At 72.3% G+C, this 22,730-nt stretch carries 20 protein-coding genes; 5 read left to right on the top strand and 15 right to left on the bottom strand.

Translation table 11 applies throughout. The features are described 5' to 3' along the window. Window positions 1–41: 41 nt before the first annotated feature. Window positions 42–1,382, bottom strand: a complete 1,341-nt coding sequence (locus JOD46_RS07945; protein WP_204393149.1) for a class I SAM-dependent RNA methyltransferase — start codon at window positions 1,380–1,382, stop codon at window positions 42–44. Between the two features lie 73 nt (window positions 1,383–1,455). On the opposite strand from JOD46_RS07945, the gene JOD46_RS07940 reads away from it, so the two are divergent. Continuing rightward, complete coding sequence (locus JOD46_RS07940; RefSeq protein WP_204393147.1) at window positions 1,456–2,094, top strand: Maf family protein; 639 nt, start codon at window positions 1,456–1,458, stop codon at window positions 2,092–2,094. 139 nt (window positions 2,095–2,233) lie between these two features. Next, entirely contained in the window at window positions 2,234–4,012 is a 1,779-nt protein-coding gene (locus JOD46_RS07935; protein WP_204393145.1) for an acetyl/propionyl/methylcrotonyl-CoA carboxylase subunit alpha, read from the top strand. A gap of 49 nt (window positions 4,013–4,061) precedes the next feature. Here the strand turns inward: JOD46_RS07935 and JOD46_RS07930 are convergent, their stop codons facing one another. From JOD46_RS07930 to JOD46_RS07920, 3 genes are all read right to left on the bottom strand, one after another. After that, window positions 4,062–4,817, bottom strand: a complete 756-nt coding sequence (locus JOD46_RS07930; RefSeq protein ID WP_204393143.1) for an SDR family NAD(P)-dependent oxidoreductase — start codon at window positions 4,815–4,817, stop codon at window positions 4,062–4,064. Continuing rightward, a complete protein-coding gene (locus JOD46_RS07925; RefSeq protein ID WP_204393141.1) occupies window positions 4,814–6,325 on the bottom strand; it encodes an APC family permease in 1,512 nt (503 codons plus the stop codon). Before JOD46_RS07925 ends, JOD46_RS07930 begins: the two co-directional genes overlap by 4 nt. Window positions 6,326–6,391: 66 nt before the next feature. Further along, window positions 6,392–7,822 (bottom strand): NAD(P)H-quinone dehydrogenase, encoded by a 1,431-nt coding sequence (locus JOD46_RS07920; protein WP_204393139.1) that lies wholly within the window; start codon window positions 7,820–7,822, stop codon window positions 6,392–6,394. Window positions 7,823–7,949: 127 nt separating this feature from the next. Here JOD46_RS07920 and JOD46_RS07915 point away from each other — a divergent pair, with 127 nt between their 5' ends. Then, the gene (locus JOD46_RS07915; RefSeq protein ID WP_204393136.1) at window positions 7,950–8,777 is read left to right on the top strand and encodes a purine-nucleoside phosphorylase; all 828 of its coding nucleotides are present in this window, start codon (window positions 7,950–7,952) and stop codon (window positions 8,775–8,777) included. 70 nt (window positions 8,778–8,847) lie between these two features. Further along, window positions 8,848–10,533, top strand: coding sequence for a phospho-sugar mutase (locus tag JOD46_RS07910; protein WP_204393135.1), 1,686 nt, complete (start codon window positions 8,848–8,850; stop codon window positions 10,531–10,533). A 47-nt stretch (window positions 10,534–10,580) separates the two neighbouring features. On the opposite strand, the gene JOD46_RS07905 is transcribed toward JOD46_RS07910, so the two are convergent. The 11 genes from JOD46_RS07905 to JOD46_RS07855 all read right to left on the bottom strand — a co-directional run bounded on the left by JOD46_RS07905 (window position 10,581) and on the right by JOD46_RS07855 (window position 22,169). Continuing rightward, the gene (locus tag JOD46_RS07905; protein ID WP_204393133.1) at window positions 10,581–10,865 is read right to left on the bottom strand and encodes a PTS sugar transporter subunit IIB; all 285 of its coding nucleotides are present in this window, start codon (window positions 10,863–10,865) and stop codon (window positions 10,581–10,583) included. Continuing rightward, window positions 10,862–11,347 (bottom strand): PTS sugar transporter subunit IIA, encoded by a 486-nt coding sequence (locus tag JOD46_RS07900; protein WP_204393131.1) that lies wholly within the window; start codon window positions 11,345–11,347, stop codon window positions 10,862–10,864. The genes JOD46_RS07905 and JOD46_RS07900 overlap by 4 nt, the downstream gene beginning before the upstream one ends. A 51-nt stretch (window positions 11,348–11,398) precedes the next feature. Then, a complete protein-coding gene (locus JOD46_RS07895; protein WP_204393129.1) occupies window positions 11,399–12,520 on the bottom strand; it encodes an adenosine deaminase in 1,122 nt (373 codons plus the stop codon). 52 nt (window positions 12,521–12,572) lie between these two features. Next, window positions 12,573–13,874, bottom strand: coding sequence for a thymidine phosphorylase (locus JOD46_RS07890; protein ID WP_204393127.1), 1,302 nt, complete (start codon window positions 13,872–13,874; stop codon window positions 12,573–12,575). Then, window positions 13,871–14,290 carry a cytidine deaminase gene (locus tag JOD46_RS07885; RefSeq protein ID WP_204393125.1) on the bottom strand — a complete coding sequence of 140 codons (420 nt, stop codon included), beginning with the start codon at window positions 14,288–14,290 and terminating at the stop codon, window positions 13,871–13,873. The genes JOD46_RS07890 and JOD46_RS07885 overlap by 4 nt, the downstream gene beginning before the upstream one ends. 13 nt (window positions 14,291–14,303) lie before the next feature. Further along, window positions 14,304–15,620 (bottom strand): ABC transporter permease, encoded by a 1,317-nt coding sequence (locus JOD46_RS07880; RefSeq protein WP_204393123.1) that lies wholly within the window; start codon window positions 15,618–15,620, stop codon window positions 14,304–14,306. Then, window positions 15,617–17,005, bottom strand: coding sequence for an ABC transporter permease (locus tag JOD46_RS07875; RefSeq protein WP_239562643.1), 1,389 nt, complete (start codon window positions 17,003–17,005; stop codon window positions 15,617–15,619). Before JOD46_RS07875 ends, JOD46_RS07880 begins: the two co-directional genes overlap by 4 nt. Continuing rightward, a complete protein-coding gene (locus JOD46_RS07870) occupies window positions 17,002–18,519 on the bottom strand; it encodes an ABC transporter ATP-binding protein (RefSeq protein ID WP_204393121.1) in 1,518 nt (505 codons plus the stop codon). The genes JOD46_RS07875 and JOD46_RS07870 overlap by 4 nt, the downstream gene beginning before the upstream one ends. Window positions 18,520–18,686: 167 nt before the next feature. After that, the gene (locus tag JOD46_RS07865) at window positions 18,687–19,784 is read right to left on the bottom strand and encodes a BMP family lipoprotein (RefSeq protein ID WP_307834958.1); all 1,098 of its coding nucleotides are present in this window, start codon (window positions 19,782–19,784) and stop codon (window positions 18,687–18,689) included. A 180-nt stretch (window positions 19,785–19,964) separates the two neighbouring features. Beyond that, window positions 19,965–21,029, bottom strand: coding sequence for a BMP family lipoprotein (locus JOD46_RS07860; RefSeq protein WP_204393118.1), 1,065 nt, complete (start codon window positions 21,027–21,029; stop codon window positions 19,965–19,967). A 21-nt stretch (window positions 21,030–21,050) separates the two neighbouring features. Next, on the bottom strand, window positions 21,051–22,169 hold the full coding sequence (locus JOD46_RS07855; protein WP_204393117.1) for a mannose-1-phosphate guanylyltransferase: 1,119 nt from the start codon (window positions 22,167–22,169) through the stop codon (window positions 21,051–21,053). A gap of 138 nt (window positions 22,170–22,307) precedes the next feature. Here JOD46_RS07855 and sdhC point away from each other — a divergent pair, with 138 nt between their 5' ends. Then, window positions 22,308–22,724: a succinate dehydrogenase, cytochrome b556 subunit gene (gene sdhC, locus JOD46_RS07850; protein ID WP_204393115.1), complete on the top strand. Its 417-nt coding sequence runs from the start codon at window positions 22,308–22,310 to the stop codon at window positions 22,722–22,724. The last annotated feature ends 6 nt before the right edge of the window (window positions 22,725–22,730 follow it).

Genomic DNA, 22,730 nt, shown 5'->3' with positions numbered 1-22,730 from the left:
GCATCCCCCATCCGGCTCGGCGTCGATTCGGTCCGTCGTCCTCACACGATAGCGGCCAGTCGCGCGACGGCCTCGACGTGGTGCGTGTTCGGGAAGAGGTCGAACGCGCGCACCGCCTCGAGCTCGTACCCGTGCGCCCGGAACAGGCCGACGTCGCGCGCGAGGGCGACGGGGTCGCAGGCGACGTACACGACCTGCGCCGGGTGGAGCGCCGCGAGGCGGTCGACGACGGCGCGCCCCGCGCCGGAGCGCGGCGGGTCGAGCACGACCGTCGCGCCGCGCAGGCCGCGCCCCGCGTCATCCGGCGCCGCGGCCAGCTCGTCGAGGTAGCGGTCGACGCGCGCGGTGACGGCGCGCGCCCCGATCCAGTCGGCGAGGTTGGCGCCGGCGTGCTCGGTCGCGCGCGCATCGGCCTCGACGGTCGTGACCCGCACCGATGGGCCGAACCGGTCCCCCACGGCGGCCGCGAGGAGCCCCACGCCGCCGTAGAGGTCGTGGTTCTCCGCGGCGGGGTCGAAGCGGTCGGGATCGACGAGATCCTGCACGGCCGCGGTCAGCGTCGCGGCGGCGCCCCGGTGAACCTGCCAGAAGCCGTCCCGGTCGACGGTGAAGCGGCGGTTCCCGACGCGCTCGACGACGGTCGGCGCGGCGGTCCGCGCCGTGCGGCGATCGTCGGGCGAGCGCACGACGGCCTGCGGGTCGCCGTCGGATGGCGCGATGAGGTCGACCGCAACGGCGCCCTCGAGCGTCCGGCCCAGCGGCGCGATCGCCTCGAGCTCGGCGACGGCGAGCGGGAGCGAGGTGACGGGCACGACCGTATGGGAGCGCGCCGCATAGGGCCCGACCGTCCCGTCGGCCGCGACGTGCAGGCGCACGCGCGTGCGCCAGCGCGTGCCCGCCTCGACGTCGACGCCGGGAGCCACGGCGGGATCGACGGGCTCGACGACGACCTCGACCTCGACGCCGCCCATGCGCGCGAGCGCGTCGTGCAGCACCTCGCCCTTCAGTGCGCGCTGGCGCGGCATGGCGATGTGGCCGAACTCGGCCCCGCCGACGCGATGTTCGGGGGCGCGGTCGACGGATGCCTCGGGCCAGACGTGCTCGCGACGGTCCGGCGAGGCGCGCAGCACCTCGACCGTCTCGGCGCGCCAGAACCGTTCGCGGCCCGCATCGACGACCTGCGCGGCGACCCGCTCCCCGGGGATCGCGTCGGCGACGAAGACGACCCGCCCCTCGTGGTGTGCGACCGCGACCCCGCCGTGCGCGATGCGCTCGACGTCGAGCTCGAGCACGGGCCCGGGCTCGGCCGGCCGCGGGGGCGCCGGGCGCCGGCCGCCCGATGCGGGGCGGGACGCGGGCCGGCGACGACGTGACTGTGCCATCACCCGAGCATCGCACACGGGATCGGCGGCCGCCCATGCCGGCGATCGCCGGCCGGGACGGCAGGATGGGGGCATGCGCCTCTACCTCGCCTCCACCTCCCCCGCCCGGCGGCAGCTGCTGCGGCAGGCCGGCGTCGAGCCGCTGCTCGTCGCGCCGGGCGTCGACGAGGAGGCCGCGGTCGCCGCCCACGAGGCCGAGCACGGCCCGCTCGCGCCGCCCGAGCTGGTGCAGCTGCTCGCGCAGCGCAAGGCCGAGGCGATCGTGGGGCGCGACGTCGACGGGAGACCGATCGACGGACTGGTGCTCGGGGGCGACTCGGCCTTCCTCGTCGACGGCGAGCTGTACGGCAAGCCGCACCGGCCCGAGGTGGCTCGCGCACGCTGGGCGCGGCAGAACGGCCGCTCGGGCGTGCTGTGGTCGGGTCACTGGCTCATCGACCACCGCGGAGGCGCGCCGCGGGGCGCGGTCGGCCGCCCGGCCTCGGCGGTGGTCGAGTTCGCCCGGCTCGACGACGCCGAGATCGACGCGTACGTGGCGACCGGCGAGCCGCTCGCGGTGGCGGGCGCCTTCACGGTCGACAGCCTGGGCGGTCCGTTCATCCGCTCGGTCACCGGCGACCCGTCGACCGTCGTCGGGCTCTCCCTCTCGACCCTGCGCGAGCTCGTGCACGAGCTCGACGCGCGCTGGACCGACCTCTGGGACCTGCGCTGAGATCGGAGCGAAAGCCGCCGCGACCAGCGGGAACCCCCGCCGCACTCGCGCCGCCTTGTCGGTGAACGACACCCTCCCGGACGTTTTTTGTGGAGCGCCCCCAAAGGCAGCTGGGAATCGGCCAATAGGCTTGGGGATCATGCGTCGCATCACGAAGGTCCTCATCGCCAACCGTGGAGAGATCGCCGTCCGCGTCATCCGCGCGGCTCGCGACGCGGGCATCGCCTCGGTCGCCGTCTACGCCGACCAGGATCGCGACGCCCGCCACGTCAAGCTCGCCGACGAGGCGTACGCGCTCGACGGCACTACGAGCGCCGAGACCTACCTCGTCATCGACAAGCTCCTCTCGGTCGCCCGGCGCTCCGGCGCCGACGCGGTCCACCCCGGGTACGGCTTCCTCGCCGAGAACCCCGACTTCGCCCGCGCGGTCATGGGCGCCGGCCTCATCTGGATCGGGCCGACTCCCGAGGCGATCGAGCGCCTCGGCGACAAGGTCTCGGCGCGGCACGTGGCCGAGAAGGTCGGGGCGCCGCTCGCACCGGGCACGCTGAACCCCGTGGCGGATGCCGCGGAGGTGCTCGAGTTCGTCGACGTGCACGGCCTGCCCGTCGCGATCAAGGCCGCGTTCGGCGGCGGCGGCCGCGGCCTCAAGGTCGCGCGCACGCGCGAGGAGGTCCCCGAGCTGTTCGAGTCCGCGACCCGCGAGGCCGTGGCCGCGTTCGGGCGCGGCGAGTGCTTCGTCGAGAAGTACCTCGACAAGCCGCGCCACGTCGAGACGCAGTGCCTCGCCGACGAGCACGGCAACGTCGTGGTCGTCTCCACGCGCGACTGCTCGCTCCAGCGCCGGCACCAGAAGCTCGTCGAGGAGGCGCCCGCGCCGTTCCTCACTGAGGAGCAGGTCCGCCTGCTGTACGAGGCGTCGAAGGCCATCCTCAAGGAGGTCGGCTACGTCGGCGCCGGCACCTGCGAGTTCCTCATCGGCCAGGACGGCACCGTCTCCTTCCTCGAGGTCAACACGCGCCTCCAGGTCGAGCACCCCGTGTCCGAGGAGGTCACCGGCCTCGACCTCGTGCGCGAGCAGTTCCGCCTCGCCGAGGGCGGCGTGCTCGACTACCCCGACCCCGAGACCACCGGCCACTCCATCGAGTTCCGCATCAACGGCGAGGACCCGGGCCGCAACTTCCTGCCCGCGCCCGGCCCCATCCACCAGCTCCGCTTCCCGGGTGGCCCCGGCGTGCGCGTCGACTCGGGCGTCACGAGCGGCGACGAGATCTCGGGCGCGTTCGACTCCCTGCTCGCGAAGCTCATCGTCACCGGCGCGACCCGGAAGGACGCGCTCGAGCGCGCCCGCCGCGCGCTCGACGAGTTCGAGGTCGCCGGCCTGCCCACGGTGCTGCCCTTCCACCGCGACATCGTGAGCCACCCCGCGTTCGCGCCGGCCGACGGCCAGCCGTTCTCGGTGTACACGCGCTGGATCGAGACCGAGTACGAGAACACGCTCGAACCGTGGACCGGCGAGCTCGAGGCGAGCAAGGGCCCGGCGGCGCGCACCAGCGTGGTCGTCGAGGTCGACGGGCGCCGCGTCGAGGTCTCGCTGCCGAAGCGCCTCGCCGGAGCCCCGTCGGGCACCGCCACCGCCGGGCCGGCGCCCCGCCGGCGCGCGGTGCACCACTCGGTCGACACGGCGACGGGCGACGCCGTCACGGCGCCCATGCAGGCGACCGTGGTCAAGGTCGCGGTCGCCGAGGGCGACAAGGTCGTCAAGGGCGACCTGGTGCTCGTGCTCGAGGCCATGAAGATGGAGCAGCCGATCGTCGCCCACAAGGATGGCGTGGTCGGCCTCGTCAACGCCGAGCCGGGCACGACCGTCTCGAGCGGGCACCTGCTGCTGTCGATCGCCGACGCACCGGCCGCCTGACGCCGGCGCGCTGCGCGCGAGCCCGGTCCGCGGCCGCGCCGTCGCCGGGTCAGCCCGCTCCGGGCTTCCAGGTGGCGGCCAGCTCGACGACCTCGCCGGGTCGTCCGGCGTCGAGCAACCGCACGACCTCCGCGACGACCTCGTGGGTGGGCACGAGCCCGGGAGACGCGGCCCGCTCCGCGGGCGTCAGCCGTTGCCACTGCGCGAGCGCCCGGTCCAGCGCGATCCAGTCGGGCACGACCGCGGTGACGCGCACGTCGTGGCGGTCACCCAGGCTCGTCGTGAGCCGCCGCAGCGCGGCCTTCGCCGCACCGTACTCGGGCGATCCGTACGCGTCCTCTCCCGTCCCGCCCGCCGAGCCGACGTTCACCACCACTCCGCCGCGCTCGGCGAGCGCGGGCCAGAGCGCCTGCATGAGCGTCATCGGGGCCGTCAGGTTCAGCGTGAGGGCACGGCGCCACGCCTCGGGCGGCGCATCCGGGTACTGGGGCCCGTCGATCCATCCGCCGGCGTTGTTCACGAGCGCGCCGACCTCGGCGTTCGCCGCCAGCTCGCGCCCGAGGTCCACGGCCTCGTCGATCGAGGAGAGGTCGGCCGCGTGCACCGCCGGACGGGCGCGGCGCCGCACGCCGATCGTCTCGGCGGCCGACGCCAGCGCCTCCGCGTCACGATCCACGAGCACGAGGTCGCGACCCCGATCGGCGAGCGCGTCGGCGATCGCGCGACCGAGGCCCGACGCCGCGCCGGTCACGACCGTCGCACCGGTGACCACCGTCGCGCGGCCGCTCGCGCCGGTGTCCGTCATTCGAAGGGCGGCGCGCCCTGCGGCGTGGGCAGCTCGACCTCGCTGACCTGCTCGCCGAGGCGTGACCGCGGGCGTCCGTAGATCAGGTAGATCACGAGGCCGATCGCGAGCCAGACCAGGAACCGCACCCAGGTGAGGGTCGTCAGGTTCAGCATGAGCCAGAGGCACAGGGCCGCCGAGAGGATCGGCAGCACGGGCGACCACGGCACGCGGAAGCCGCGCGGCAGGTCGGGCCGCGTGCGGCGCAGCACGACGATGCCGAGGCTCACGAGCACGAACGCCGAGAGCGTGCCGATGTTGATCATCTCCTCGAGCAGCCCGACGTCGGTGAACGCCGCGACCAGTGCGACGACGGTGCCGCCGATGATCTGGATGCGCGCAGGGGTCTTGGTGTGGTGGGTGGTCTTCGAGAGCCAGCGGGGCAGGAGTCCGTCGCGGCTCAGCGCGAACGTGATGCGCGAGAGACCGAGCAGCAGCACCATGATGACCGTCGTGAGGCCCGCGATGGCTCCCACCGAGATGACGGCCGACGCCCAGTCCTGGCCCACGAGCCGGAACGCCGTGGCGAGCGAGGGCGCCTCCTCCTGGGCCAGCTCGCGGTAGGACACCATCCCCGTCATGACGATCGAGACGAGCACGTACAGCGCGGTGACGATGCCGAGTCCGAGGAAGATGCCGCGCGGGAGGCGCTTCTGCGGCTCGCGCACCTCCTCGGCGCTGGTCGCGACGACGTCGAACCCGATGAAGGCGAAGAACACGAGGGATGCCGCGGCCAGCATGCCGAACACGCCGTACTGCGCCGGTGCCGCACCGGTCGCCCACGAGACGAGCGACTGCGTCCAGACGTCGTCGGCCCCGCCCTCGGTCGGCACGGCCTCGGGGATGAACGGCGTGAAGTTCGCCGGGTTGAGGAAGAAGAAGCCGACCACGATCACGAACAGCACGATCGCGACCTTGATGATCGTGAACACCGACCCGACCCGAGCCGTGAGTTTGGTCCCGGCCACGAGCAGTGCGGTGAACACCGCGACGATGAGGAACGCGGGCCAGCTGACCTCGAGGCCGGCGATCGTCACGGTGGGCGCGAACGGCAGCCCGAACGCGAGCAGCGCCTCGCCGAGGTACACGCCCCAGTACTTCGCGATCACGGCGGCGCCCGTGAACATCTCGAGGATCAGGTCCCACCCGATGATCCAGGCGAGCAGCTCGCCCATCGTGGCGTACGTGAAGGTGTAGGCGCTGCCGGCGACCGGCACGGTGGAGGCGAACTCGGCGTAGCACATGATCGCGAGCCCGCACGTGACGGCCGCGAGCACGAACGAGAGGATCACGCTGGGCCCGGCGAAGTTCGCGGCGGCCTGCGCGCCGACCGAGAAGATGCCGGCGCCGACCGCGACCGCGATGCCCATGAGGGCCAGGTCCCACGTGCCGAGCGAGCGCCTGAGGCTCCGCTCCTCGTCGGCCGAGTCGGCGATCGTCGCCTCGACGGACTTCACCCGCCAGTCCATGAGCCTCCCCCTCTCCGGCGCCCCCGCCGTGCCCGGTCGCGCCGTCGCCGTCGAGGGCGCGCAGGCTCAGCGTACGACGTGCATGGCCCTCGCGGCATCCGTCAGCGAGCCGGTCAGCGACGGGTACACGGGGAACGCCTCGGCGAACTGGTCGACCGTGAGGCGGTGCTCGACCGCGAGCGCGAGGGGGAAGATCAGCTCGGACGCCTTGGGCGCCACGATGACGCCGCCGATGATCGCGCCCGATCCCGCCGAGGCGAACAGCTTCACGAAGCCGTCGCGGATGCCCATCATCTTCGCGCGCGGGTTCGACGACAGCGGCAGCTTGTAGGCCACGCCGGGCACGACGCCCTCGTCGATCTCCTTCTCGGTCCAGCCGACCGTGGCGATCTCGGGCTGCGTGAAGATGTTCGAGGTGATGTTGCGGTTCTCCGGCGGGTTGACGATGTCGCCCATCGCGTGGAAGACCGCCGTGCGGCCCTGCATCGACGCGACCGATGCGAGCGGCAGGAACGTGGTGCAGTCGCCCGCCGCGTAGATGTTCGGCATCGACGTGCGCGCGACGCGGTTCACGCGGATGTGCCCCGACTCGGCCAGCTGCACTCCGGCCTCCTCGAGCCCGAGGTCGCGCGTGTTCGGCACCGAGCCGACCGCCATGAGGCAGTGCGAGCCGCGCACCTCGCGGCCGTCGGTGAGCGTCGCCACGACGCCGTCGGCGTCGGCGACCACCGACTCGGCACGGGACTTGTTCATGACCTTCATGCCATTGCGCTTGAAGACCTTCTCGATGACGGATGCCGCGTCGGCGTCCTCACCCGGAAGCACCTGGTCGCGGCTCGAGATGAGCGTGACCTTCGCGCCGAGCGCCCGGTAGGCCGACGCGAACTCGGCCCCGGTCACGCCGGAGCCGACCACGATGAGGTGCTCGGGAACCTGCTTCAGGTGGTAGAGCTGGGTCCACGTCAGGATCCGCTCGCCGTCGGGCACGGCCGTGGGCAGCACGCGCGGCGTGGCGCCGGTCGAGATCACGAGCGTGTCGGCCTCGATGCGGTCGAAGTCGGTGCCGCCCTTGGCGGTCGAGACGATGAGCGCGTTGGGTCCGTCGAGCCGGCCCTCGCCCTGCACCAGGTGCACGCCGGCCTCGAGCAGGTTCGAGCGCATGTCCTCGGACTGCTGCGCGGCGAGGCCGAGCAGGCGCTTGTTGACGGCCTGCAGGTTGATCGCCACCTGCGGCTTGACCGCCTTCTCCTCCGCGCCCTTCGCGTAGAACTGCACGCCCAGGTCGGCGGCCTCCTTGACGGCGTTGGAGGCCTCGGCCGTCGCGATCAGCGACTTGGAGGGCACCACGTCGGTGAGCACCGCCGAGCCGCCGACGCCGGCGCGCTCGACGAGCGTGACCTCGGCGCCCAGCTGCGCGGCGGCGAGCGCAGCCTCGTACCCGCCCGGTCCACCTCCGAGGACGGCGATCCGTTGCGTGCGCTCGAAGGTGGTGTGCATGGCCCCCATTCTCGCCCACGCGCACCCGCGCGCGCGAACGCGGGCGGCCCGGCGGATGTCGCGCGCAGGCGAGCACGGATCCGCCTGCGCCGCGCCGCGGCATCCGGCGCTTGCGTAGCATGAGGGGATGCAGCAGCAGAACCCGCTCGACGTCCCCGCCGCCGACCCGTTCGCCATTGCCCGCGACGCCGCGGCGCGCATCGCCGACCTGACGGGCGTGGAGCGCCACGACCTCGCCCTCACGCTCGGCTCGGGGTGGGGCGCCGCCGCCGAGTTGATCGGCGAGACGACGCACACCATCCCGGCGACCGAGGTCCCGGGCTTCTCCAAGCCGGCGCTCGAGGGCCACGTGGGCACGCTGCGATCGGTCCTGCTGCCCAACGGCAAGCGCGCGCTCGTGATCGGCGCGCGCACGCACTACTACGAGGGCCACGGCGTGCGCCGGGTCGTGCACTCGGTGCGCACCGCGGCGGCCACGGGCGCCACGACGATGATCCTCACCAACGGCGCCGGCGGCATCAAGCAGCACTGGACGCCCGGCACCCCGGTCCTCATCAGCGACCACATCAACCTCACGGCCGACTCGCCCCTCGAGGGCGCGACCTTCGTCGACCTCACCGACCTGTACTCGGCGCGGCTGCGCGAGCTCGCGCGCGGCATCGAACCGTCGCTCGACGAGGGCGTGTACGTGCAGTTCCGGGGCCCGCACTACGAGACGCCCGCCGAGGTGCAGATGGCGAAGACCATCGGCGGCCACATCGTCGGCATGTCGACCGCCCTCGAGGCCATCGCGGCGCGCCAGGCGGGCATGGAGGTGCTCGGCATGTCGCTCATCACGAACCTCGCCGCGGGCATCCAGACCACGCCGCTCAGCCACGAGGAGGTCATCGAGGCCGGCCGCAACGCCGAGGCGACGATCTCCGACCTGCTCGCGAAGATCGTCGCGGCGATCTAGCGCCGCACCGACACGTCCCCCGGCGTCGCGGTCCCCCGCAGCGCCGCCGTATCGAGGAAGAAGGCACCGGATGCCGCAGGCCACCGACGCGGACCGCATCGCACTCGCCGAGGCGTGGATCGCCCAGGACCCCGACCCCGAGACGCGCGAGGAGCTCGCCGCGATCGTGGCGGCCGCCCGCGCGGGCGACGCCGCCGCCGCGGCCGACCTCGCCGACCGCTTCGACGCGCGGCTCGCCTTCGGCACGGCGGGGCTCCGCGGCGAGATCGCCGCGGGGCCGAACCGGATGAACCGGGTGCTCGTGTCGCAGGGCGCCGCGGGCCTCGCCGCCTACCTGCTCGAGCGCGCGGACGGCCGCACGCCCTCGGTCGTCGTCGGCTTCGACGGCCGGCGCAACTCCGAGGCGTTCGCGCGCGACGTGGCCGAGGTCATGGCCGGCGCCGGCGTCCGCGCCATCCTGCTGCCCCGCCTGCTGCCGACCCCGGTGCTCGCCTTCGCCGTGCGCCACCTCGACACGAGCGCCGGCGTCATGATCACGGCCTCGCACAACCCGCCGAACGACAACGGCATGAAGGTCTACCTCGGCGGCGACGACGCCGGCTCGCAGATCGTCGCACCGGCCGACGCCGAGATCGCCGCCCACATCCTGCGGGTGGCCGAGACCACGACGGTGACCCAGCTGCCGCGCGGCGCCGTGGAGACCGCGCCCGAGTCGGTCGTCGACGCCTACGTGTCCGAGACCGCGGCGATCGCCGAGCGACCCGCGGCCCAGCCGCGCGTCGTGTACACCGCGATGCACGGGGTCGGCTGGGAGACCATGCGGCGCGTGCTCGAGACCGCGGGCTTCGACGTGCCCGCACTCGTCTCGGCGCAGATCGAGCCCGACGGCCGGTTCCCGACCGTGGCGTTCCCGAATCCCGAGGAGCCCGGCGCCATGGACCTCTCGTTCGCGGCCGCGCGCGAGGCCGGCGCCGACCTCGTGATCGCGAACGACCCCGACGCCGACCGGCTCGCGATCGCGATCCCCGATCCCGGTACCGAGGAGGGCTACCGCCGGCTCACGGGCAACGAGGTGGGGCTGCTGCTCGGCTGGCAGGTCGCCGAGCGGGCGGGTGCCGAGGGGGCGGGCGGCACGCTCGCGTGCTCGATCGTCTCCTCCCCGGGCCTCGAGGCCATCGCGCACGCCCACGGGCTGGGCTTCGCGTCGACGCTCACGGGCTTCAAGTGGATCTCGCGTGCGCCGGGGCTCCTGTTCGGCTTCGAGGAGGCGCTCGGCTACCTCGTGAACCCCGCGACGCTGCGCGACAAGGACGGCATCTCGGCCGGCGTCGCGTTCCTCTCGCTCGCCGCGCGGCTCGCGGCCGAGGGCCGCACGATCGCCGACCGCCTCGACGAGCTCGTCGAGCGGTTCGGCTGCTTCGCCTCCTCGCAGGTGTCGATCCGCGTGACCGACCTCTCCCGGATCGCCGCCGTGATGGCGCGCCTGCGCGCCGAGCCGCCCGCCGCGGTCGGCGGGGTGCGCGTCGACCGCATCGAGGACCTGGCGACCGGCGTCGACGGGCTGCCGCCCTCCGACGTGCTGCGGATCCGCCTCGACGGCGGCGCCCGCGTGATGGTGCGCCCGAGCGGCACCGAGCCCAAGCTGAAGGTCTACATCGACGCGGCCGCGACCCAGGGCTCGGTCGCCGAGCGCCGCGCCGCGGCATCCGACCTCGTCGCCCGCATCGAGTCGGGCATGCGCGAACTCGTCGCCTGACGCCGCCGCGCGACGCCCGGGGCTTGCGACGCCGGCGGCGACCGGCGTCAGCCCAGCGAGGCCTCGAGCTTGCGGCCGATGTCGTCGACGTCGAAGTAGTTCTCGACCTCGATGATCTCGGCCCAGGTGCGGCCGAGCGCGGCGCGCACCTGGTCGGCCAGCTCGGTCGAGGTCAGCACGACCTGCGCGTCGGCCGCGGCCGCGGCCACGCTCGCGAGGTCGCTCGCCTCGACGTCGGCCGACAGCCCGAGGCGCGCGAGCGCCCGCTCGGCGTTCGCCTTCAGGATGGCCGAGGTGCCGACCCCGAGCCCGCAGACCGCGACGATCCTCACGACCCCGCCCCCTCCTCGCCTCCGGGGCTGCTCGGGGCGCCGGCGCCGTCGAACACCGCGCGCACGTCGTCGATCGACGCCGCGGCCGCGAGGCGGTCGATCGCCGTGCGCTCGTTGAACACGTTCGCGAGGCCCGCGACGCTCGCCACGTGCTCCTCGGCGTTCGAGACCGCCAGGCCCACGACGACTCGCACCGGGTCGTTGTGCGGGTGCCCGAAGGCCACCGGTTCGGCCAGGGTGACGACGGCGAGGCCGCTGCGGAGCACGTCGGGGCCGGGGCGCGCGTGCGCGAGCGCGAGGCCCGGCGCGATCACGATGTACGCCCCGAACTCCTCGAGGACCTCGATCATCCGGTCGGCGTAGCCCTCGCGCGTGGCGCCCGAACGGGCGAGCGCGCGACCCGCCTCGCGCACGGCGGCGCGCCAGTCGCCCGCCTCGGCGTGGAGGGTCACGGCGGCGTCGGGCAGCGGCGGGAGGGTCATGTCGGTCCGTTCACGGCGGGGTGGAGCGGGATGGCGGGGCATCCGGGCGGATCAGGCCTCGTCGAAGCCGTCCTGGATCTGCTCGACGAGGTCCTCGCGGTCGTCGAGCGGCAGGAACGCGGCCGCGGCCGCGTTCAGCTGGAACACCTCGAGATCGTCGAGGTCGTAGCCGAAGGCGTCGGCGAGCAGCGCGAGCTCGCGGGTCAGGCTGGTGCCCGACTGGAGGCGGTTGTCGGTGTTGACGGTCACCCGGAACCCCAGCTGGTACAGCAGGTCGAAGGGGTGGTCGACGAGCTCGTCGCCCCACGCGGCGATCGCGCCGGTCTGCAGGTTCGACGACGGGCTGGTCTCGAGCGCGATCTCGCGGTCGCGCACCCACTGGGCGACCGGGCCGAGGGAGACGTAGGTGTTCTCGTCGTCCTGGCGCTCGATCGTGAGGTCCTCGGCGAGGCGCACGCCGTGGCCCAGGCGCAGGGCACGGCCATCGAACAGGGCGCTGCGGATCGACTCGAGGCCGTCGGCCTCGCCCGCGTGCACCGTCACCGGCATGAAGCGCGTCGCGAGGTAGTCGAAGGCCGTGCGGTGGCGGCTCGCCGGGAAGCCCGCCTCGGCGCCCGCGATGTCGAAGCCGACGACGCCGCGGTCGCGGTGCCGGACGGCGAGCTCGGCGATCTCGAGGCCGCGGTCGGCGTGGCGCATGGCGGTGACGAGCTGGCCGACGCGGATGCGGTGGCCCTGACGACGGGCGTCGTCGACGCCCTCGTCGAGGCCGGCCTGCACCGCCTCGACCGTCTCGTCGAGCGAGAGCCCGCGCGTGAGGTGCTGCTCGGGTGCCCACCGCACCTCGCCGTAGATCACGCCGTCGGCAGCCAGGTCGTGCACGAACTCGCGCGCCACGCGCGTGAGGCCGTCGCGCGTCTGCATGACCGCGGTCGTGAGGTCGAAGGTCTTCAGGTACTCGACGAGCGAACCCGAGTTGGACTGGTCGGCGAACCAGGCGCCGAGCGCGTCGGCGTCGGACGCCGGCACCTCGAGCCCGATCTCGTCGGCCAGTTCGAGGAGGGTCTGCGGCCGCAGGCCGCCGTCGAGGTGATCGTGCAACGAGATCTTGGGCAGCGACCGGATGTCGGTGCCGTCCCCCTCGAGCCGGTAGTCGGTCGCGTGCGTGTCCACCCCACCACGATACCGGCGCGCACCCCGGCGCACGCGGCGATTTCGCCCGGCGTCAGCGACCGATGCGCTCGGCGATCAGCGGACCGCCGTCCTCGACGGCGTCGCCCGGGTCTCCGATGGTCCAGGCGCCCTCGACGGCCTCGAGGGCGCGCGCGAACCGCTCCGGCTCGTCGGCGTGCAGCGTGAAGAGCGGCTCGCCCGCGCGCACGGCGTCGCCCGGCTTGGCGTGGAGGTCGATGCCGGCCGCGTGCTGCACCGGGTCCTCCTTGCGCGCACGGCCGGCGCCGAGCCGCCACGCGGCGATGCCGAAGGGCAGCGCCTCCTGGCGCACCAGCACGCCGTCGCGGTCGGCCGTGACCACGTGCTGCTCCTTCGCCACCGGCAGGGGCGCATCGGGGTCGCCGCCCTGGGCGCGGATCGCGGCACGCCAGGTGTCCATGGCGCGGCCGTCGTCGAGCGCCGCCTCGACGTCGGCGTCGGGACGGCCCGCGAGCGCGAGCATCTCCCTCGCGAGCGCGACGGTCAGCTCGCGCACGTCGGCGGGGCCGCCGCCGGCGAGCACCTCGACCGACTCGCGGACCTCGTTGGCGTTGCCGATCGTGAGGCCGAGCGGCACGTTCATGTTGGTGAGCAGGGCGGAGGTCGCGACCCCCGCATCCTCGCCGAGCTCGACCATCGTGCGCGCGAGCTCGCGCGAACGCTCGATGTCCTGCAGGAACGCGCCCGACCCGAACTTGACGTCGAGGACGAGCGCGCCGGTGCCCTCGGCGATCTTCTTCGACATGATCGACGACGCGATCAGCGGAATGGCCTCGACGGTGCCGGTGATGTCGCGGAGCGCGTACAGCTTCTTGTCGGCCGGCGCGAGCCCGGAGCCGGCGGCGCAGATCACGCCGCCGACGTCGCGCAGCTGTGCGAACATCTCGTCGTTGGTGAGCTCGGCGCGCCAGCCCGGGATGGACTCGAGCTTGTCGAGCGTGCCGCCCGTGTGACCGAGCCCGCGGCCCGAGAGCTGCGGCACGGCCACGCCGAAGGACGCGACGAGCGGCATCAGCGGGAGCGTGATCTTGTCGCCGACGCCGCCGGTCGAGTGCTTGTCGGTCGTCGGCTTGCCGAGGTGCGAGAAGTCCATCCGCTCCCCCGACGCGATCATCGCCATCGTCATGTCGCGGATCTCGCGGCGGCTCATGCCGTTCAGGAAGATCGCCATGGTCATCGCCGACATCTGCTCGTCGGCGACGTAGCCGCGCGTGTAGGCGTCGACGAGCCAGTCGATCTGCGCGGTCGAGAGCTCACCCCGGTCGCGCTTGGTGCGGATCAGGTCGACGGCGTCGAACGCTTCGACGGTGGTCATGCGGTCTCTCCTCGGAACTCGGCGAGCTGGCGCGGCCCGAACGCGTCGGGCAGCACCTCGTCGATGGTCTTCACGCCCGAGACGGTCTCGAGCAGCATCCCCTCGGCGGAGTGCTCGTACAGCAGCTGGCGGCACCGCCCGCACGGCATCAGGACGTTGCCGTGGCCGTCGACGCACGTGAAGGCCGTGAGCTTGCCGCCGCCCGACATCACGAGCGCCGACACGAGCGAGCACTCGGCGCACAGCGTGACGCCGTACGACGCGTTCTCGACGTTGCATCCGCTCACGACCCGGCCGTCGTCGGCGATCGCCGCGGCGCCGACCGGGAACTGGGAGTACGGGACATACGCCTTCGCCATCGCCTCGCGGGCGATCTCGCGGAGGTGGTCCCAGTCGATCGCGTGCTGGGCGGTCATGGTGCTCCTCCGGTCAGGACTTGATGTACGGCTTGCCGTCGGCGGCGGGCGCACGCGAGCGCCCGACGAAGCCGGCCACGGCGAAGATCGTCACGACGTACGGCAGCATGAGCATGAACTCGCTCGGCACGGGCGAGCCGATGACCGACAGCGTGTTCTGCAGGTTCGACGCGAAGCCGAACAGGAGCGCGGCGAGCGTGGCCTTGATCGGGTCCCACTGGCCGAAGATCACGGCCGCGAGGGCGATGAAGCCCGCGCCCGCGGTCATCTCCTTGTTGAAGGCGATGCCCGAGCCGATCGTGAAGAACGTGCCGCCGAGGCCGGCGATGGCCCCCGCGAGGGCGACGTTCCAGAACCGGGTGCGGTTGACGTTGATGCCCACCGTGTCGGCCGCCTGCGGGTGCTCGCCGACCGCGCGCACGCGCAGGCCCCACTTGGTGTGGAAGAGGCCGACGTAGACCAGCGCGACGGCGATGTACATGAGGTACACGATGATCGTCTGCCGGAACAGCACCGGGCCGATGATCGGGATCTCGCTGAGGATCGGGATCGGAAGGCGTTCGAAACGCTGGGCGGTGTTGTTCAGGTCGGCCGCGTTGGGAGCGAGCACCTGCGAGAAGAGGAAGCTCGTGAGGCCGACGACGAGCACGTTGAGCACGACGCCGACGATGACCTGGTCGACGAAGTACTTGATCGCGAACGCCGCGAGCACCATGCCGACGAGCATGCCCGAGACCATCGCCGCGACGGTGCCCGCGATGAGGCCGAGCCAGGCCTGGCCCGTCGACGAGGAGACGATCGAGCAGACGACGGCGGCCGTGAACGCTCCGGCGAGCAGCTGGCCCTCGATGGCGATGTTGACGACGCCGGCGCGCTCGCCGATCACGCCCGCGAGCGAGCCGAAGATGAGCGGGACGGCCAGGCTGAGCGAGCCGAAGAGCAGGCCGATCATCGGCAGCGACGCGCCCGACCCGGCCCAGGTGAGGAAGCCGAACATGAACAGGATCGCGAAGACCACCGTGAGCCACAGCGGCACGCGGCGCTTCGATCGGACCAGCCACGCCGAGTAGGCCGTCGCGACCGCGAGCAGCACCACCACGACCCACAGCGTCGGCATCGCCGGGACCGTGAGCTCGGGCAGCTGGATCACGTCGTTGGGCAGGGACAGGCGGTAGGTGGTGTCACCCGGTCGCGGCGCGAACACCGCGAGGGCGAGCGCGACCAGCGTGAAGATTCCGTAGGCGATGGTCGCCTTCCAGCTCGTCACGACGGTCGTGTCGAGCGTCGCGGTCTGGGGGGCCGGGGGCGCACCGGCGAGTGAGCTGGTCACTTGGCCGCCACCTCCTTCGTGGTGGTCGCTCGCGAGCGTCGCTTCCTGCCCTCGGGATCGGGCAGGCGGAAGATGGTGCGCACCAACGGGGGCGCCGCGATGAAGAGGACGATGAGCGACTGCACGACGAGCACGATCTCGATCGGCACGCCCTCGGCGGCCTGCATCGAGAACCCGCCCGCCTTGAAGGCCCCGAAGAGGATGCCGGCGGCGAACGTGCCCCACGGCGTCGACCGGCCGAGCAGCGCCACGGTGATGGCGTCGAAGCCGATGCCCGCGTCGATGCCCGCCGTGAACCCGCTGGTGACCGTGCCGAGCACCTGGCTGACCCCGGCGAGGCCGAGCAGCGCACCCGCGATGAGCATCGCGTAGACGTACATGCCCTTGACGTTGATGCCCGCCACGCGTGCGGCGTTGGGGTTGATGCCGACCGCGCGGAACTTGAAGCCGAGGCTCGACCGGTTCAGGATCCACCACACGACGACGGTCGCCAGGACCGCGAGGATGAAGCCGAAGTGCAGGTTGTACTGCGGGCCGAGCAGCGCGGGGAAGATCGCCGTCTCCTTCATGGGCGGCGTCTTGGGGTTCGACGAGCCCGGCGCCTGCAGCAGGCCGGGCGTGCGCAGCATCCACGACACGAGGTAGAAGGCGACGTAGTTCAGCATGATCGTCACGATCACCTCGTGGGCCCCCGTGCGCGCCTTCAGCACGCCCGCGATCCCGGCCCACAGGGCGCCGCCGATGAGGCCGCCGACGAGGGCGACCAGCATGTGGATGCCCCACGGCAGGTCGAAGCCGAACGCGATCCAGCCGGCCACGGATGCCGCGATGAGCATCTGGCCGCGGCCGCCGATGTTGAACATGCCGACGCGGAACGCGAGCGCGACGCCGAGCCCGCCCGCGATGAGGGGGGTCGCGAACGTCAGCGTCTCGGTGAGCGGCCGGATGCCGTCGATGAAGTTGTCGCGCCGGAAGTTGTACACGGCGCCCTGGAACAGCGCGGCGTAGGCGCCCGAGACCGAGTCCCAGATCGCCTGGAACGTGTCGCCCGGGCGGGCGAAGAAGTAGACGCTCGCCTGCTGCACGCGCTCGTCGGTGAACGCGATCATGATGGCGCCGACGACGAGGGCGAGCACGACCGCGAGCACCGAGATGATCGCGTTGCCGGTGGCGATCTCGTGCAGCATCGTGTGCCAGCGCGACGGCGGCGGCACGTCGGCGGCCTCGCGCGTGGGCGGCACGCCCGGGCCGGACGCACCGGCCGCCGCGTCGGTGGACGCGGTGCCTCGCTCGGGCGAGCCGGCCGCGGGCTCCTCGATCGCGACGTCGATGTCGGATTCGTCGCCGCGCGGCACGTCGCCTCGCGGCTGCTGGGGGTCGCTCATGCGGCGGCTCCTTCTGCGGGGGTTTCCCCGGCCATCATCAGGCCGAGCACGTCGCGCGGGGTACCGCCGGGCACGATGCCGACGATACGACCCCGGTACATCACCATGATGCGGTCGGCGAGCGCCTCGACCTCGTCGAGTTCGGTCGAGACGACGACCACGGGCACGCCGGCGTCGCGCGCGGCGACGATGCGCTTGTGGATGAACTCGATCGAGCCGACGTCGACGCCGCGCGTGGGCTGGGCCGCGACCAGGAGCCGCAGGTCGCGGCTGAGCTCGCGCGCGAGCACGACCTTCTGCTGGTTGCCGCCCGAGAGGCGGCTGGCGAGCTCGTCGATGCCCTGCGTGCGGATGTCGAACTCGTGGACCTTGTCGCGGGCGAACTCGGCGAGCACGCCCCGCTGGAGGTTGCCCGCTCGGACGAACGGCGCGCCCTCGCTGCGGTCGAGCATGAGGTTCTCGGCGATCGTGAAGTCGCCGACCAGCCCGTCCTCGTTGCGGTCCTCGGGCACGAAGCCGACGCCCGACTCGAGGATCCGCCGGACGCTCGCGCCCGCGAGCTCGACGCCGTCGAGGGTGATGGATCCCTCGACCCGCGGCTGGAGGCCGAGGAGGGCCTCGGTGAGCTCGGTCTGCCCGTTGCCCTGCACGCCCGCGACGGCGAGGATCTCGCCGCGACGCACCTCGAAGCTGAGGTCGTTGACGACGAGCTGGCCGATCGGGTCGATGACCTTGAGCCCCTCGACCACGAGGGCCGGCTCGCCGAGCTTGGGCTCCTCCTTGTGCACCATGAGCTCGACCGCGCGACCGACCATGAGCGAGGCCAGCTCGGCGTTCGAGGCCGTCGGCGAGGCCTCGCCCACGACCTTGCCGAGGCGGATGACCGTGATGCGGTCGGCGACCTCGCGGACCTCGCGGAGCTTGTGGGTGATGAAGACGATCGAGGTTCCCGACTCCTTGAGCTGGCGCATCATGCCCATGAGCTCGTCGGTCTCCTGCGGGGTCAGCACCGCGGTCGGCTCGTCGAAGACGAGCACGCGCGCGTCGCGCGAGAGCGCCTTGATGATCTCGACGCGCTGCTGGATGCCGACCGGCAGGTCCTCGACGAGCGCGTCGGGGTCGACGTGGAAGCCGAACCGCTTGGAGATCTCGTTGACCTTCTCGCGCGCCGCCGCGAGGTCGAGCAGGCCGCCGGCGCGCGTGGACTCGTGGCCGAGCATGACGTTCTCGGCGACGGTGAAGACGGGGATGAGCATGAAGTGCTGGTGCACCATGCCGATGCCGGCGGCCATCGCGTCGCCGGGGCCCGCGAAGTGCTGGACCTCGCCGTCGAGGAGCACCTCGCCCTCGTCGGCCTGGTAGAGGCCGTAGAGCACGTTCATGAGGGTCGACTTGCCCGCGCCGTTCTCGCCGAGGAGGCAGTGGATCTCTCCGGCCTCCACGGTGAGGTCGATGTGGTCGTTGGCGACCAGGCTGCCGAACCGCTTCGTGATACCGCGGAGTTCGAGCTTCATGTCCCCGATCCTAGGTGAGGGGCTGCATCCGTTGGAGATGCTGCGCGGATGTCGGACGCGTTCCGCCGGCCACGCTCAGATGTTGAGCGGCACCGACGGATGCGCGGTGGAACGCCGATCGGGGAGGCCGGCTCGCGCCGACCTCCCCGATCAGTCGTGGGTCGTCCTTACTCGGCGTTGGCGAGGTAGGACTTGACCTGGACGTCGCCCGCGATGATCGCGGCCTTCAGGTCGTCGAGCTCGCCCTGGAGCGAGTCGGAGACCTTCGACTCGAAGTCGTGGAACGGCGCGATGCCCACGCCCTCGTTCTCGAGCGTGCCGATGAACGGGGTGGCGTCGAACTCGCCCTGGCCGGCCGCGAGGACCGCCTCGTACGTGCCGACGTCGATGCCCTTGAGGATCGAGGTGAGCACGAGGTCGGCGACCGACGGGTCGGTCTCGGTGAAGTCGGCGTCGACGCCGATGAGCGCGATGTCGCGGTCGGCTTCGCGGATCGCCGCGGCGGCCGACTGGTAGATCGGGCCGCCGACGGGCAGCAGCACGTCGACGTTCTGGTCGATCAGGCCCTGCGCCACCTGGCGAGCGGTGTCGTTCGCCTCGAAGCCGCCGGTGAAGAGGCCGTCGGTGCCGTCCCAGCCGAGGACCGTGACGCCCTTGCCCTTCTGCTCGTTGTAGTAGTCGACGCCCTGCTTGAAGCCGTCCATGAAGATCGACACGGTCGGGAAGTTCATGCCGCCGAACGTGCCGACCGTCTTCGTGGTGGTGAAGTCGGCCGCCGCGTAGCCGGCGAGGAACGCCGCCTGCGCGGTGTCGAAGAGGATGGGCTTGATGTTCTCGGAGTCGACCGTGCCGTCGAAGTCGTTGTCGGCCGCGTCGTCGATGATGACGTACTCGATGTCGGGGTTGGCGAGCGCCGACTCGACGGTCGCCGCCGACAGCGCGAAGCCGACCGTGACGATCAGGTCGCAGCCCTGGTCGACCAGGCTCGTCAGGTTCGGCGCGTAGTCGGTCTCGGACTGGGACTCGACGGTGATCGCCTCGACGCCGAGCTCGTCGGCCGCCTTGGTGATGCCCTCGAAGCCGAGCTGGTTGAACGACTTGTCGTCGAAGCCGCCGGCGTCGGAGACCATGCACGGCTGGAAGTCGATCGCCTCGGTCGCGCCGTCGGTCGACTCCTCGGGCGCGGATGCGCAACCGGCGAGCAGCGCGACCGCGCCGAGCGTCGCGAGGCCGCCGAACGCGGCCTTCTTGAACGTGAACGTCACAGTGTCCTCCATAAGACTGCACCCCGAACGGGTCTCGGGGACCGTGCAGTCACGTTACCCAATGTTGCGGCGGGCGCCACGGGCCGTTCGGCCCGTTCGGTCAATGGTTATGAAGCCGCGACATTCTGCTCATATGAGCAGCCCGAGCCCACCCCCGAGCGGGGGACGTTGCATCCCGGATCAGGGCGTCGAGGGCGATTCGACGACCAGCTCGCCCGCGATGATGCGCTGGCGCATGCCCTCGATCTCGCCCTGCAGGTCGGGCGTGACCAGCGACTCCAGGTCGTGGTACGGCGCGATCTCCACGCCCCCGTTCTCGAGCGTGCCGACGTAGTGCTCGTTGGTGAACGAGTCGTCGACCACCTCGCCGACGATCTCGACCATGGCCTGCTGCGTGTTCTTCAGCACGCTCGTGAGCAGCACCGACCGGTACTGCTCGGGCAGCGTGTCGTAGCCGTCGCTGTCGACCCAGATGATCGACGTGCCGCCGCGCTCGAGCGCCGCAGCCGCGGCGCCCTCGCCGACCTGGCCGGCGACCGGCAGGATGACGTCGGCGCCCTGGTCGATGAACCCCTCCGTGAGCACCTTGCCCTTGTTCACGTCCTCGAAGTCGCCCGTGAACGAGCCGTCCTGGGCCGCCTTGTCCCAGCCGAGCGCGCGCACCTGCGTGCCGTGCACCTCGTTGTACATCGCGACGCCGTCGACGAAGCCGTCCATGAACAGCGTGACCGGCGGCTGGTTGCCGCCGCCGAAGGTGGCCACCACGCCCGTCTTCGACACGCCGGCGGCGAGGTAGCCGGCGAGGAAGGAGGCCTGGGCCGTGTCGAAGACGACCGGCTTGACGTTCTCGGCGTCGACGACCTCGTCGACGATCGCGAACGCGAGGTCGGGGTTCGCCTCGGCCTGCTCGAGCGTCGCCTGGGCGAGCTCGTAGCCGACGGTGACGATGAGCTCGCAGCCGGACTCGACGGCCTGCCGCACGTTCGGCTCGAGGTCGGTCTCGCCGGTGGAGACCAGCGCCTCGGCCTCGACGCCGTACTCCTCCTCGGCCTGCTGCAGTCCCTCCCAGCTGGACTGGTTGAACGAGCGGTCCTCGAGGCCGCCGGAGTTCGTCACCATCCGGACGCAGCCGTCGGCCTGCGCCCCGTCGCCGCCGCCGCCCTCGGGCGCCGGCCCGCATCCGGCGAGGGCGAGGGATGTCGCGACGAGCGCGACCCCGACCGTGAGGACCCTGCGCAGCGTCATCCGCCGACCGCCTTCCCGTGCCTAGAGCACGTCGCTCGACCCGCCGAGACGCAGCGCATCCACGACGGCCTTCACCCGCTGGGCGTGCTCGCTCGTGGTCACGAGCAGCGCGTCCGGCGTGTCCACCACGACGATATCGCGCACGCCGATCAGGCTGATCACGCGATCGGCGCGGCTCACGACGATGCCGCTCGCCTGGTCGGAGAGGACCCGGGCGTGCTCGCCGAGGATCGCCAGCTCGCCGGAGCGGCCGGCCGTGTTGAGCTTGGCGAGCGAGGCGAAGTCGCCGACGTCGTCCCACTGGAAGTGGCCGCGGATCACGGCCAGCCGGCCGCGCTCGGCGGCGGGCTCGGCGACCGAGTAGTCGATCGCGATCTTCTCGAGCGACGGCCAGATCCGGTCCACGGCCGGGCCGCGGGTCGCGGGGTCGTCCCATGCGGCCGCGAGTTCGACCAGCCCGGCGTGCAGCTCGGGCTTGGTCCGCGCCAGCTCCTCGAGGAGCCGGTCGGCGCGCGCGATGAAGATGCCCGCGTTCCACAGGTGCCGGCCGCCCTCGAGGTAGGCCCGGGCCGTCTCGAGGTCGGGCTTCTCGACGAAGCTCGACACCGCCGAGACGTGGGAGGCGCCGGGGATCTCGAGCGGCTCGCCGCATTCGATGTACCCGAACCCGACCGCGGGCTCCGTCGGCGTGATGCCGATGGTGGCGATGTAGCCCGCGTCGGCCGCGGCGACCGCCGAGGTCACGGCCTCGCGGAAGAGCGCGGAGCCCGAGATCACGTGGTCGGCCGCGAACGACCCGATGATCACGCCAGGCTCCCGGCGCTGCAGGATGGCGGCGGCCAGGCCGATCGCCGCCGTCGAGTCGCGCGGCTCGCTCTCGAGCACGATGTTCTCGTCGGCGAGCTCGGGCAGCTGCGCCTCGACGGCCGCGCGATGGGCGCGACCGGTGACGACCATGATGCGCTGCTCGCCCGAGAGCGGCACGAGGCGGTCCCACGTGTCGCGCAGGAGGGTCTGCCCGGACCCGGTGAGGTCGTGCAGGAACTTGGGCGCGTCGGCGCGCGACAGCGGCCACAGCCGGGAGCCGACGCCTCCGGCGGGGATGACGCTGTAGAAGCGGTCGAGGGGTGCCTGTTGCATCCGTTCAGGATAGTGCGACGGGCTCGACCGGCCACGGCGGCGAACGGAGCACCCGCGCGGCGGGGATAGACTCGGAACCGGGCCATCGGTCCCGTCACGCCCGCAGTCGGGCGACGCACACCGCCAGGAGGGTTGTCCATGTCCGCAACGACGACACGGACCCCGACCGCATCCGAGCCGGCGCAGAAGCCGGGCGGCACGCTCTACCGCGGCCGCGAGGGAATGTGGTCGTGGGTGCTGCACCGGATCACCGGGGTCGCGATCTTCTTCTTCCTCCTCGTCCACATCCTGGACACCTCGCTCGTCCGGGTGAGCCCCGAGGCCTACAACGCGGTCATCGGCACCTACCAGACGCCCATCATGGGGCTGGGCGAGGTCGCGCTCGTGGGCGCGATCGTCTTCCACGCCTTCAACGGCATCCGCGTCATCCTGGTCGACTTCTGGTCGTGGGCGACGCGGAACCAGAAGGTGCTCTTCTACATCGTGATCGCGCTCTGGGTGCTCACCATGCTGGCGTTCACCCCGCGGCACCTGATCAACGTCTTCAGCCACTAGGAGCGC

Source organism: Agromyces aurantiacus, from assembly GCF_016907355.1.
In the GTDB taxonomy this organism is placed as follows: domain Bacteria; phylum Actinomycetota; class Actinomycetes; order Actinomycetales; family Microbacteriaceae; genus Agromyces; species Agromyces aurantiacus.
Note: the sequence above shows the minus strand (reverse complement) of the source record. Positions and strands in the feature narration are given on the sequence as shown.